This window comes from Xylanibacter caecicola (genome assembly GCF_013166515.1).
GTDB classification, from domain to species: Bacteria; Bacteroidota; Bacteroidia; order Bacteroidales; family Bacteroidaceae; genus Prevotella; species Prevotella caecicola.
The window spans coordinates 42,034-55,788 of sequence record NZ_JABKKJ010000013.1 but is presented as its reverse complement, the minus strand read 5'-3'; the positions used below and the strand labels follow the sequence as shown (position 1 = coordinate 55,788).

Here is a 13,755-nt window from a genome sequence, read left to right as displayed (position 1 = left end):
CAGGAATGGAAGGTATGCCCACACTGAACAAACGTTATAATCAAGAAACAACACAAGTGGAACAGGAAGAAAGCCATTGGTATGCTCTGAAAGTGTTCTTCAACAAAGTATTCGACGTAGAAGAGACACTCAATGGATGCGGCATCAGCACATACATTCCTTGCGAAACACAAGGAAACGGTCATGAGCGCAAGCCCATGATAAACTCGCTGATATTCTTCCGCTCGGCACCTGCATTTGCCCAACGCGTCAACACCTTATTATATAACAAGGCTTTTGTCTATACAAGCAGCACCGACATGGGCAAAAAACCATACGCCATTCCCGAGAAAGAAATGAACATCTTCATGCTCGTATGCTCATCGGGCGAGAGCGGACTGGAATACTTTGGGGCAGACGACAGTTTTTTCAGAAAAGGCGACCGTGTAAAAGTCGTCGACGGAGTGTTCAAGGGAGCCGAAGGATACATCCGCCGCATAAGAGGCAACCGCCGCCTGTTCGTGTCGATACATGGCGTATGTGCCGTGGCGACATCATACATCCCCCAATGCTTTCTCCGGAAAATCCAAAACGCATAATCATGAACAACATGAAAGAACATCAAGCGCAGACACCGGCACAGCAACTGGACAATCTCCTGGAAACAATGCTCCCGGAAATAATACGCCACGAGACAGAAAACACATCAACAATACACCTCTACCACACCGGCGACTACTGGGTGGCATTCAACATGTCCGCCTATCTCCTGACGGAGACCGGCATGCCCTGCGACACCTCCGCCATGCAGATACCCGCCCTCCCGTCTCCACTAATCATCGCATACACCACAACCACCGTTGTGGACACATTGCTCGACAAAGACAATACCTCAGAAGGCAGCTGCGAATATAAAGCAATCACCGCACAGGTCGCATCCATGCAGTCTTACAAAGAATGGTACAGGGAAGAGACGGAGATATTTGAGGAGTGAATAGACATGGTTTTATTGATACTTCCAAAAACATAAGAATAGCCAAAGTTTTCAAAAAACACCGATGCATACATACCATTATGAAATATTAATGCTATCTTTGCATATATAAAAACATTTTACTCACACGATGTTATATGAGCAGGTATGTATATTCACTTCATGATTATCATGCAGTAAAAAGAGCGGTCATCGCAATAGACGGGATTACTGTACTGTCCGGTGAAAACGGATGCGGTAAAAGCACTCTGTCTAAATGGCTTTATTATCTTGTAAACGGAGCCGAACATTTTGATGTATACATATACAACTCGTTCATAAGGAGCATACTGGAAATAACAAGAAGTCTGAACATGGTGAGCCGCGATATAGACCGGTACAGCGATAATGCCGGCAACACCCTCTTCAATGAGGGAGGACAAAAGCTCAGACGCCTATTCCACAATGAAAATCCGGAAAACATTGACAGTGCAATATCGATATTCGAAACTATACTTGACCGATTCATTAAAATACTGTCGGATTATCTGAAACAAAAGCCTTCCGAGAGAGTAAAAGAGCGTATGCTCAGATACTTGAATATTGAGATTGGCGACTATGACAATATTGACGATGAACTGGAGCATTTCAGACTTCTACAAAATGAGCAGATAAGCAAATTGTTTGAAAAATACATGAAGGACAAGGAAGAACGTAGCAAGGAACGCTTCTTCTCAGTTCTGCACACAACATACGTAATAAAAGACAAACCGCCGGTAAACATACAGCTTGAAGAAGAGGAAGTGAAACTCTTCAAGAAAAACAGAGTGGGCAACCTGTTCAACCTGAACAAGGCCATATATGTAGACACTCCAATGGCTGTATCTGAAGAGTTTGCATACGACAACAAGTTTTGGGACAATCTCAATGACCTGATGATGTATCAGGCAAAAGACATGCAAACGTCCGATACATCATTAAAAATAGAACGCAGGATAAAGAAACTAATCAAAGGACACGTTCAAGTAAGCAAGGATGACTTCAACCAAAATGAACTGCGCTATATACGCGAAGACGGACTGGACATAAAGCTGGATGACGTTGCAACCGGATTTAAGGCATTCGCTTATATACAGCGATTACTGAAGAACGGACACCTTAACAGCAATACGCTCTTGATGATAGACGAACCGGAAGCCCATCTGCACCCACAGTGGATCGTAGAATTTGCCCGTCTGCTGGTTTTGCTCAACAAAGAACTCGGAGTAAAGATAATGGTGGCAAGTCACAATCCGGATATGGTAGCAGCAATACAGGCTATATCAAGAAAAGAAGAATTGACAGATGTCACACGTTTCTACATTGCCGAATCATCAGAAACTCCATACAAATATTCATACCGTGACCTCGGGAATGATATAGAAGACATATTCAAGTCATTCAACATTGCATACGAGCGTATAGAGCAATATGGCGGAACTGGCATTTGACAACAGTATAATTACAAGACATTCATTATATAGCAAATGTGGCAATACACTTGACGGTGTGTCAAAGAAGGACTATCCCGGCAAAGATTTCTTTGACAAAAACATTTGTTGCCTTGACATGGATGCTTATGAAACACAGATATGCCACGGCAGCAAGGAGCATACAATGGATGCCGTAATGGGAATAAAAAACTATGCTGACAATAAATTCTGCAGTCCGAGACTTCTCTTGATTGAATTGAGAATGGATTACAAGAGCGAAAGAAATCTGTCAAAGACGGTATTGGAGAAAAAAGTCAGCCATACCAAAGATATTCTTGGTTGCAATATACCGATAAACGAAACATGTTTTTTCATATTCTGCCCGAATGTTATACAGCGTGTAAAACGCTGGTTCAAAGACAAATCACAAGAAGGAGGTATAATTAGGTTATGCGAGCCTTTATCCACAGATGACTTCAATGAGTTGATAAAATCAGAAAGCGATTTTCCATACACGCCTGTTACTGATATCAAAGCGATGGAAGAATATCTTCATTCATTATTGTCCGCCTGCGATTTCACTACATTCATAAGCAAAATAGAATATTGGATTAAGCAAGCCATGTCATACCGTCAAAAATATAACAACGCAGAATATGATTGTATAATGCAGATACTTAACCGAGTATGGCACGATTTCCGGATATCTTCTCCGAATTTGTCAGACGAAGAAACACTAGATGCAGAAATACTTGAGGAAGATTATGAGGTACTGCTATAAGATATAATAATATTGCTTTTATAAGTTTTAGCGGACAGCCATAATCATCAACAGACACATTAAATCTTAACAACTCAATATATAGGCAACTACAAAATGTCTATATTGGGTTGTATACCATAAATTAATTTTTTACATCCCTACTCACATAAACAGGCATACTGTATCATAATGTGCCGACATTCCATATATAAAATAAGATAAACTCATGAGGGTGTTCAAAATAAGCAATCATCTGAGTAGGGACATATATTTAATTTTGACACATCCCCATTGAAGTCCACACATTAATTTATATAAAGATTTAGAGACTATGTCTAAGAAAGAAGAACTAAAAGAACAAATTCTTGAGCTTACCCGTGAATATTACAAAGAGGTACATGCTGCAAAAAAGGAATTCGTTCCGGGCAAGTCTTTCGTAAATTACGGAGGGCGTTATTTTGATGATGAAGAAATTGTAAATCTCGTTGATTCGTCACTTGATTTCTGGCTTACAGCCGGTCCATGGGCGCACAAGTTCGAAACAAACCTTGCCAAGTGGCTCGGAGTGAAGCATTGTGCCGTTACAAACTCCGGTTCATCTGCCAACCTGTTGGCATTCTATGCACTGACATCACAAAAGCTCGGCGACAGAAGGATTAAACGCGGCGACGAGGTCATAACCGTAGCGGCTGGATTTCCCACGACTGTCAACCCTATAATACAGTTCGGTGCCGTTCCTGTGTTTGTGGATGTATGCCTGCCGGGATTCGACATAGATACCGCACGGCTTGAAGATGCTTACAGCGACAAGACCAAGGCGGTTATGATAGCTCACTCATTGGGCAACCCGTTCAATCTTAAAGACGTTCTGGCTTTCTGCGAGAAACACGGTCTGTGGCTCATCGAAGACAACTGCGATGCACTCGGTTCTGAATACACACTGAATGGAGTTACCAAGAAAACCGGTACATGGGGACATATAGGCACATCATCGTTCTACCCACCCCACCACATGACCATGGGAGAAGGCGGTGCCGTATATACCGACGACCCTATGCTGGACAAGATAATACGCTCTTTTCGCGACTGGGGACGCGACTGCTGGTGCGTGGGCGGCGTCGACAACACGTGCAAATTGCGCTTTACCGGACAATACGGCGAACTTCCGCAAGGATACGACCATAAATATGTATACAGCCATTTCGGGTTCAATCTTAAAATAACCGACATGCAGGCTGCCATAGGATGTGCACAGTTAAAAAAACTTGACAGTATTGTCAAGGCACGGCGTGCCAACTACAGGACACTGTACGACGGGCTTAAGGATGTTCCCGGACTGATACTTCCTGTTGCCGAGGACAACAGCAACCCTTCTTGGTTCGGTTTCCTTATTGCAGTTGAAGAGAATGCCGGATTTACGCGTAACGAACTTACCGGTTTTCTTGAGAGCCGCAAGATACAGACACGCAACCTGTTTGCCGGAAACCTCATAAAGCATCCCGCATTTGACGAGATGCGCCGGACAGGCGAGGGCTACCGCGTTGTAGGAGAACTTAAGAATACCGACTTCATAATGAACAACGGTTTCTGGATCGGAGTATATCCTGGTATGACAAACGACATGCTCGGCTGGATGATACAGTCCATAAAAGAATTCTGCACAGAACATTCCAAATAAACATCTTATGAAAGCTGTAATTTTTGCCGGAGGTCTTGGAACACGTTTCAGCGAAAAGACCCAATACATGCCCAAACCGATGATTGAAATCGGCGGCAAGCCTATATTGTGGCATATAATGAAGATTTATGCCGCACACGGCATAAACGACTTTATCATCTGTGCCGGTTACAAACAATATGTCATAAAGGAGTATTTCATGAACTATTTCATGCACAACACCGACATGACAATAGATCTGTCGGACAACAGCATGAAACTTCTTGAGAACCACTCCGAAAACTGGAAAGTGACAATTGTGGATACAGGCATGAACACCATGACCGGAAGCAGGTTAAGACGTATACAGAAATATATAGGTAACGAGGCTTTCTGCCTGACTTATGGCGACGGTGTTACCGATCTTGACATTACGGATACAATCAAGGCACACAAAGAAAGCGGCAAAGCGATATCCATGACCGTATACAAACCGTCCGGAAGGTTCGGATCGGTACATATCAATCCGAGTACAAACGAAGTATTGTCTTTTGAGGAAAAGCCCGACGGTGACGGAAACTGGATAAATGCAGGCTTCTTTATATGCGAGCCGGAAGTGTTTGATTATATTCCGGACGGGACAGATTCCGTGATATTCGAGCGTGAACCACTTGTAAACCTTGTCAAGGACGGCAAAATGCATGCCTATAAACACCGCGGTTTCTGGAAGCCGATGGACATGCTCCGCGACAATCAGGAGATGGAGAAGATGTGGGAAAACAACCGTGCTCCATGGAAAATCTGGAAATAAAACATATACACAATGATTGATATCTTTAATAACTTCTATAGGGGCAAGCGCATTCTGATAACTGGACATACGGGATTTAAAGGCTCATGGCTGTCGATATGGCTCCATGAACTGGGTGCCGAGGTTATAGGAATAGCCCAAGACCCGTTTACAGAACGTGACAACTATGTCCTTTCCGGCATCGGAAAAAAGATAAAGGCAGACATACGTGCCGACATACGCGACGGCAAGAAGATGAAAGAAATCTTTGCCGAGTACCGCCCGGAAATTGTCTTCCACCTTGCCGCACAGCCATTGGTGAGACTGAGTTATGACATACCCGTGGAGACATACGAGGTGAATGTCATGGGTACCATTAACATTATGGAAGCCATACGTGCAACAGACAGTGTTAAAGTGGGAGTGATGATAACAACCGACAAATGTTATGAGAACAAAGAACAGACTGACGGTTATGTAGAGACAGACGCCTTCGGAGGTTACGACCCGTACTCTTCATCAAAAGGTGCATGCGAAATTGCGATATCATCATGGAGACGTTCTTTCTTCAACCCTGCCGACTACGGCACAAAGCATACCGTCTCTTTGTCGAGCGTACGTGCAGGCAATGTCATCGGCGGCGGCGACTGGGCACTCGACCGCATTATCCCCGACTGCATACGTGCACTTGAAGCCGACAAGCCCATAGACATACGCTCGCCCAAGTCCGTACGCCCGTGGGAACACGTCCTCGAGCCGCTGTCCGGCTACATGCTTCTTGCAATGAAACAGTGGTATGAGCCTACGGAATATTGCGAAGGCTGGAACTTCGGTCCCGAAGCCGACTCCGTATCTACGGTATGGGATGTTGCAACCGAAGTTATCAGGAACTATGGCACCGGGACACTTCGGGATTTATCCGACACAGACGCTCCGCACGAGGCAAAGCTGCTGATGCTTAACATAAACAAGGCAAAAAGCCGTTTGGGGTGGAAACCGCGCATGAACATGCAACAGTGCATGGAACTTGTCACCGACTGGTATAAACGATACAAGGACGAAGATGTATATGCACTGTGTGTAAAGGAAATAGAACAGTTTGTTAACACAAATCCCCAATAACGATGAAAGCTGCAATACTTGGCACAAACGGTTTTCTATCAACTGCCATAGCAATACATTTCAATGAAATAGGATGTGAACTGGACATGTATGGACTGGAGCCGCCTGTCAACCATAAATATAATAATTTTTATAAAGTAAACTTTACCGATGATACACTTGACTACAGCACATTGTTCTCAAGTGACATTATCATATATGCAACAGGTGCGGGCATTCAATCCAACTTAAAAGAAAACCTGAATCTTATATACAATCTTAATGTTAAGGTTCCGGTATCTATCTGTAACAAGCTGAAAGAAGTTGATTATAAGGGCAGATTTGTTACATTCGGTTCATTCTTCGAAATGGGCGAGACAAAAGAAACACGGACTTTTACCGAGACAGATATCCTGATATCTACAGCTCCGGCACCCAACGACTATACAATAAGCAAACGCATGCTCAGCCGGTTCGTCGCATCATACAAGCACGATTTCCGCCACTGGCACTTCATCCTTCCCACAATCTACGGGAAGGGTGAGAATTCCCTGCGGCTCATACCCTACACAATAAATGCAATCCGCAAAAATGAGGAACTGCATTTCACGGCAGGTGACCAGACACGCCAGTATATTCACGTCAGCGAAATACCTTTGATGCTTGAGCTTGCAATAAGAAAAGGACTTGCATCAGGTATATACAATGTGGAAGGAAAAGAAGTCATGACCGTAAAGGAGATAGTCACACTCATTCACAAGGCAATGGGGACAACTGTTCCGCAAGGTTGTTTCGGATCAGCTGGACGGGTTGATACAGGCATGAAACATCTGGCACTTGACGGTAACAAACTGTACCACTATACAGGTTTCACACCGTCTGTCAGAATAATCGATGTCATAGATACATACTAAAGTCATGATAGAGGAAATAAAATGTCGTTACGACGACCGTGACAACATGGCGGAAATAGAGAAAGTTGCGTCCATTCCTGTGTTCACATGGGAAAAGGACGAAGCACCTCTATACACCATAGCCATACCTACATATAACCGTACGGACCTGTTGCAGTTTGCAATAGACAGTTGCATCAATCAAGAAGGATTTACAGATTACGAGATACTTGTAGTAGACAACAATCCTGCACGCGATGACGAAACGGAGCGTCTAATGAAAGAAAAATACCGTCTGCCGCAGATTGCCTATTATAAGAATACAGAAAATACAGGGATGACGGGCAATTGGAACAAGTTGTATCAGCTCGCCAGAACAAAATGGGTTGTAATGCTGCATGACGACGATATGCTATATCCGGATTTCATGCGTAATATGGCTAATATCGTCGCAGCCGACAACGAGGCAGTGTGCTTCTATAACTGTTATAACAGTATGAGGAATATGGGCAACGTTCATCCGGAACGTAAGACATGCGATATAAAAGTGATGACATTAAAAGAAAAAGACTATCTTACCGGCTGTCACCTTCATGCCCCATGCGGAATGACTCTCCGCAGGGATGTTGTATATGAGATTGGCGGTTTCAATCCCGACTTCTATCCGTCTCTTGATTTTCACTTCCATGTAAAGCTTGCACACTATCACAGTGTCCGTTGGCTGCGCGGTTATCCTCTTGCCACATACCGCTGGATGGTCAATGCCGGCGGAAAGCCCGAGACCGTTCCCGGCTGGGTAGAGAAAGACAATGCCATAAAGCGTCTCATCGTGCGCAATAACTTCGTAATAGGCTCATGGTTCCAAGAGGCTTACCTGAGATATTTCGACAAACTTTTTGTGCGCAATTGGAACATCGGGCAGAAAGTAAAGGTAAACGAACCACACTGTATGCCTTTCGACAAGATGTTCTATCTGATAATGAAGTTCATTTGGGGCTTGCCTAAGAAGCTGAGACACACCTATACCTACAAACCTCAATAATGACAGAAACGAACTTCAACAAACAGCGCATTGCCAAAAACACCGCTGTACTGGCTTTGCGTATGTTGTTCACCATGTGGATAAATCTCTATATCACAAGATTGGTCTTACAAAATCTTGGTATAGAAGATTATGGTACCTACGGTATCGTAGGTGGAGTGATTTCTATGTTCGCCATTTTTGGCGGAGGACTGACAAACGCTATCAATCGGTTTATGGCATTTGAATTAGGTAAAAACGAATCTAACATTCAAAAGACCTTCTGTAGTTGTATGAATGTAGTCTTCATTTTTGCCTTATTATCATTCATACTGCTTGAAAGCATCGGACTATGGTTTCTCAATAACAAAATACAAATACCGGAAAGAAGCATCATTGCAGCCAACTGGGTATTTCAATTTTCAATAATAACATGTGTCGTTAATCTTATAAGCATTCCATATAATGCCTTGATTATTGCCCACGAAAGGATGAACGCCTTTGCGTATATATCGATATTTCAAGTCTTGATGAATCTGGCAGCTGTATATGCCATTGGATTTATAAACCACAATCGGCTGTTTTTCTACGGACTTTTTCTCGCCACCGTGAGTGTCGGCATACGTCTAACCTATCAAATATATTGCAGGCATAACTTCAAAGAGTCAAAGTTCAGACTGATAATAGACCGATCACACATGTCCGAGATTGGTAAATTCACCGGCTACTCATTGCTTGACGGTATTATGGTGATGCTGTTCGCACAAGGTTTCAACGTGTTACTCAACATCAATTTTGGTGTTGTTATGAACGGCATTTTCTCCATAGCAACACAGGTAAGGACATCAGCACTCGCTTTTTCGCAGAACGTGCAGAAAGCCATTGAGCCACAGATTATCAAGACCTACTCTAACGGCGAGACCGACAAATCGCTGAAACTAATATACGAAGGCAGCAGAATGCAAATATACCTTCTTGCTTTCATCGCCGTGCCCATATGGGTAAGGTGCAATCAGATACTGTCACTGTGGTTAGGCGATGTTCCCGAGGGCACCGCCTTGTATGTAAGTATCTTTCTGTTTATCAGCATGATCTACGCCATAACGTGCCCCGTAATCACCGGAGCACTTGCCACAGGTAATATCAAAAGATTTCTTCTTGTTGCTGATTTTATCTATATAATTGCTATTGGCTTACTTTATATCATACCACACCTGACAAATACAACTTCACAATCATTTGCCGTATTTCTTCTTTCTATTGAAACTGCAGTAGCATTATATAGGATATACGCATTCTCAAAAATATCTTCATTATCTTTAAGAAAATTTGCCTGGGCATGCATTTTTCAACCAATACTTGTAATAGCAGCTGCATATTATTCGATATCGTTGGTCAACAGCTATTTTAGATATAATTTAACAGGACTAATAGAAGTTGTAATAGCATCCTGCATAATATTATCTTTAATAATACTGTTTACAGGATTAAATAATTATGAAAGAAAAATTATATTGAAAATGTTCAATAATATAAAACTGAGAATAATAGCCTTGCTATAAAGGTCTACACCTCATATATGTATATCGTAATTGAGAATACATTAATTACATAAATTAAAAAATACCATATAAAATATCAGAAGTTATAATAGTATTCTCTTTATCCATATTATCTGTGTTTCTTGTGAATAAAAAAGCCAAATGGATTATCGGGAAGTAATTAAATATATAAGATGTCGATTATAAAAGATTTCAGAACATATTATCGCTCTCTTGACAAATACAAGAAAGCCTTCTGGATATACTTGTTCCTTATTTTCATAGAAGGAGCTATGCGCAAATGGTTCATGCCGGGACTATCAAACCTATGGTTCATGTGTCGTGAGCCAATTGTTATATGGATTGTCATATCCTCAATGAACGGGCGTTATCTTAAAAGCAACCTTGCAAAAGGGTTCATGGCAATAGGTGCGGTCACCTTATTTTCTGCAATAACCATGGGACATCACAGCATACCCATTGCACTATATGGTTTCCGTATATGGTTCTTCCACATACCATTTATATTCATAATGTCACAACGCCTCAACAGGACAGACCTTATAAAGATAATGCAATTCTTATGCATCGTATTTATTCCGATGACGGTCCTATACGTACTTCAGTTCTTGACTCCACCCAACAATATAATAAACGCAGCAGTAGGTGGCGAGGTAGCAGAAGGAACCGGTACGGCAAATGGCGCTGTCCGTCCTCCCGGAACATTTGCACATTGTTTAGGATCTTCCTATTATAATCCAATTGTCACATGCATATTTGCGGTTGTCATGTTTTCCAATAATTACAGAAAACAAATTTTAGAATTCAAGTTGGGCTTCCCTATTCTTACAACCTGTGTCGTTCTTACATTGATAACAAGTGTGTCACGAGGTACTATTTTACAGTCTGCAATAACAATTTTGTTTGTATCTTTAATTATGACTTTTGCAAAAATAGGAAACTCTTTCTTCAAAGTTCTATTTTCCTTGCTTTGCTTGATGCTCCTCATATTTATAATATCAAAGATTAAGGTTGGTGATATGTATCTTTTAGATCCCGTGATAAATCGTTTTACAACAGCAGCAGAACATGAAGGAGGAACGTCCGGAATTTTCCTGTCCAGAATACTGGAGCCTTATATATTCTGGCACAATATGGGAGAAGTCGCAGATATTCCTTTTATGGGCTACGGCATAGGTTTTGGAAGTAATTTTGCTGCAAAAGCCTTTACCGGAGGAGCATGGATGCTTGGAGAATGGTCCTCACAAATAGTCTATGCAGAAATGGGAATTTTGTTTGGAGCAATTGTCTTCTTTATGAGAACTTGCTATCCTATAAAACTGTTCTTTAAAAGCATGAAAACATTGAAAAAGAATCATGATATATTGCCTATTACATTATGGACGCTTTCACTTCAATATTTTGCCAACGGAAATATCAATGTTGTTTACTCATTAGGATTTATAGTAATACTTATGATAATGCTTATTGTAAGCATTAAAACCAGTCACAGAATATGAGGAATTCAAATATAGAGCTACTTCGCATCCTATGTATGTTCATGATAATTTTATGGCATCTAAATATTGCCGTTGAACAAAACGGAGTGTCTCCATTTATATTAAAGGACACTATTTACTCATTAACAGCAGTAGCCGTAAATTGTTTCATATTAATTTCCGGATACTGGGGAATTCGATTTAAACTGAAATCAATTATTACGCTTTTCTTACAATGTTTATTCTACAGCATTGTCACAGGGCTGTGTGTACATTACATCACAGGGGCACATTGGGACATTATAAAAATATTGTTACCGATAAGCACCAACCAATGGTGGTTCATCACAACATATATAATGCTATATCTTTCAGCCCCGTTATTGAATAAAGCTATTGAAAATACAAAAAACTTGTCTTACAACATTCTTGCTTTTTCTTTAATCTGTGTATACTTTGGATATATTTTCAAAAACCCAAACAATAGCTCCGGACACAGTTATTTGCAGTTTGTATTTATATATATAATCGGCAGAAGCACTTATAAATATTTACAACATAACGATGAACTAAAACATGAGAAGCTCCAATATTTAGTGGGGGGGGAATTTGGCTGATAATATATATACTACTGTCGGGCATTAATATGTTTGTTATAAAATCTTACAGATACAACAACCCAATAGTTATTTTAGCAGCATTTTCTCTTTTCATGTTTTTCAGGAATCTGAATATAAGAAACAATATCTATATAAACAAGATAAGCAAAACAGTTCTTGCCGCATATCTTATACACGAACATTATATGATAAGACCGTTATTAGCGGAATATGTATCTACAATACACTGTTCGTATTCATTAACCAACGAAACAATTGTCTATATATGCTTAGCCATTTTAATTTTAGCCATTGCATTTATTATAGAACAAATACGCAATATATTGTTTACCCCAATATATTCCATTATAAACAAGAGTACAAAACAACAAATATAGTATATAGCAAACTGTAAAATATTATTTTTATAAACATACTATGACATGTTATATTATAATATATTCCACATCATATAATATATGAACAGAATAACGATGTACAATAAAAGCCGTATTGAATATATAGACATAGCAAAAGGCATAGGCATATTATTAATGGTAATAGGACACATGGTAAGTATATTTCCAATTCGCCAATTTATATTTCAATTTCACATGCCAATGTTCCTGATTTTCAGTGGCTTTTTATTCAATGACAAAAAATGGGGGGGGAGAAAACGTTCACGTTATTCTTACAAACAAGATTCAGACAGCTTCTTGTTCCTTATGTTTGTTTTTTCATTATAATATTGGTTGTGTCTCTTTTACAAAAACCAGATTTTGATTATATAACTACCATTTATAACGGTCCGCCTCCTGCCATTTGGTTTTTGCTTGATTTATTTATTGTAGAAATATTGTTTTGGATAGTTAATAGAATAAACAGCAATACCTATTTTCATATAATCAATATATTCATAGTTCTATTCATAGGACGTTGGTTTGAAATTTCAAATATCAGTTTTCCATATTGTTTGTCATCTATACCTGTATGCTATGTATTTTATGGGCTTGGCTTTTTATCTAGGCAATTTGATTTTATCACCTCTTATCAAGACATAGACAGAAAAAAAACATTTGTTTATGCAATAACACAATTGTTCATAGTAATGTTGTATGTTATTATAACAAAAAATCATACGGATTTGATGTTTAACCACATTGAATTAAGGGGATATATAACTGCGTTTTTAGGAACTTCCGGTATTGTTGGTTTGTCTGTCATCATTCAATCAGAATCAAATAAGATGGGACGTTTGCTACGTTGGATAGGACAAAACTCAATATCTTTCATTGGATTAAATTGTTTATTAATAGGGATATGTGATATAATTATCAAACCATATATGCCATCTTTTAGCGTTTACAAAGGAATACAATTTATAATAACTATTAGTGTGTGCGCCTTGTTTGCTCTATTTGCGAATAGATATATTCCATTTATGGTTGGCAAAATATATAAGTAAGT

14 protein-coding genes are annotated in these 13,755 nt (G+C 40.2%); all 14 read left to right on the top strand.

All coding sequences use genetic code 11. The features are described 5' to 3' along the window. Positions 1-14: 14 nt before the first annotated feature. The 14 genes from HPS54_RS08530 (at position 15) to HPS54_RS08465 (ending at position 13,753) form a co-directional block, all read left to right on the top strand. Entirely contained in the window at positions 15-578 is a 564-nt protein-coding gene (locus HPS54_RS08530) for a UpxY family transcription antiterminator (protein ID WP_172345046.1), read from the top strand. An 11-nt stretch (positions 579-589) separates the two neighbouring features. Beyond that, complete coding sequence (locus HPS54_RS08525; RefSeq protein ID WP_172345024.1) at positions 590-973, top strand: hypothetical protein; 384 nt, start codon at positions 590-592, stop codon at positions 971-973. 137 nt (positions 974-1,110) lie between these two features. Beyond that, positions 1,111-2,442 (top strand): AAA family ATPase, encoded by a 1,332-nt coding sequence (locus HPS54_RS08520; protein WP_172345023.1) that lies wholly within the window; start codon positions 1,111-1,113, stop codon positions 2,440-2,442. 58 nt (positions 2,443-2,500) lie between these two features. After that, positions 2,501-3,205, top strand: a complete 705-nt coding sequence (locus HPS54_RS08515; protein WP_172345022.1) for a hypothetical protein — start codon at positions 2,501-2,503, stop codon at positions 3,203-3,205. Positions 3,206-3,518: 313 nt separating this feature from the next. Next, complete coding sequence (gene rfbH, locus HPS54_RS08510; protein WP_172345021.1) at positions 3,519-4,865, top strand: lipopolysaccharide biosynthesis protein RfbH; 1,347 nt, start codon at positions 3,519-3,521, stop codon at positions 4,863-4,865. Between the two features lie 7 nt (positions 4,866-4,872). Further along, positions 4,873-5,655 (top strand): glucose-1-phosphate cytidylyltransferase, encoded by a 783-nt coding sequence (gene rfbF / locus HPS54_RS08505; protein WP_172345020.1) that lies wholly within the window; start codon positions 4,873-4,875, stop codon positions 5,653-5,655. Between the two features lie 12 nt (positions 5,656-5,667). Further along, complete coding sequence (rfbG, locus tag HPS54_RS08500; RefSeq protein ID WP_172345019.1) at positions 5,668-6,756, top strand: CDP-glucose 4,6-dehydratase; 1,089 nt, start codon at positions 5,668-5,670, stop codon at positions 6,754-6,756. Positions 6,757-6,758: 2 nt separating this feature from the next. Next, on the top strand, positions 6,759-7,649 hold the full coding sequence (locus HPS54_RS08495; RefSeq protein WP_172345018.1) for an NAD-dependent epimerase/dehydratase family protein: 891 nt from the start codon (positions 6,759-6,761) through the stop codon (positions 7,647-7,649). Between the two features lie 4 nt (positions 7,650-7,653). Continuing rightward, complete coding sequence (locus tag HPS54_RS08490; protein WP_172345017.1) at positions 7,654-8,670, top strand: glycosyltransferase family 2 protein; 1,017 nt, start codon at positions 7,654-7,656, stop codon at positions 8,668-8,670. Then, a complete protein-coding gene (locus HPS54_RS08485) occupies positions 8,670-10,211 on the top strand; it encodes a lipopolysaccharide biosynthesis protein (RefSeq protein WP_172345016.1) in 1,542 nt (513 codons plus the stop codon). Before HPS54_RS08490 ends, HPS54_RS08485 begins: the two co-directional genes overlap by 1 nt. A gap of 173 nt (positions 10,212-10,384) precedes the next feature. Next, positions 10,385-11,710: a hypothetical protein gene (locus tag HPS54_RS08480; protein WP_172345015.1), complete on the top strand. Its 1,326-nt coding sequence runs from the start codon at positions 10,385-10,387 to the stop codon at positions 11,708-11,710. Continuing rightward, positions 11,707-12,306 carry an acyltransferase family protein gene (locus tag HPS54_RS13095; RefSeq protein ID WP_172345014.1) on the top strand — a complete coding sequence of 200 codons (600 nt, stop codon included), beginning with the start codon at positions 11,707-11,709 and terminating at the stop codon, positions 12,304-12,306. The genes HPS54_RS08480 and HPS54_RS13095 overlap by 4 nt, the downstream gene beginning before the upstream one ends. Positions 12,307-12,767: 461 nt before the next feature. Then, complete coding sequence (locus HPS54_RS13090) at positions 12,768-13,034, top strand: acyltransferase family protein (RefSeq protein ID WP_172345013.1); 267 nt, start codon at positions 12,768-12,770, stop codon at positions 13,032-13,034. Beyond that, a complete protein-coding gene (locus HPS54_RS08465) occupies positions 12,950-13,753 on the top strand; it encodes an acyltransferase family protein (protein ID WP_172344974.1) in 804 nt (267 codons plus the stop codon). The genes HPS54_RS13090 and HPS54_RS08465 overlap by 85 nt, the downstream gene beginning before the upstream one ends. The last annotated feature ends 2 nt before the right edge of the window (positions 13,754-13,755 follow it).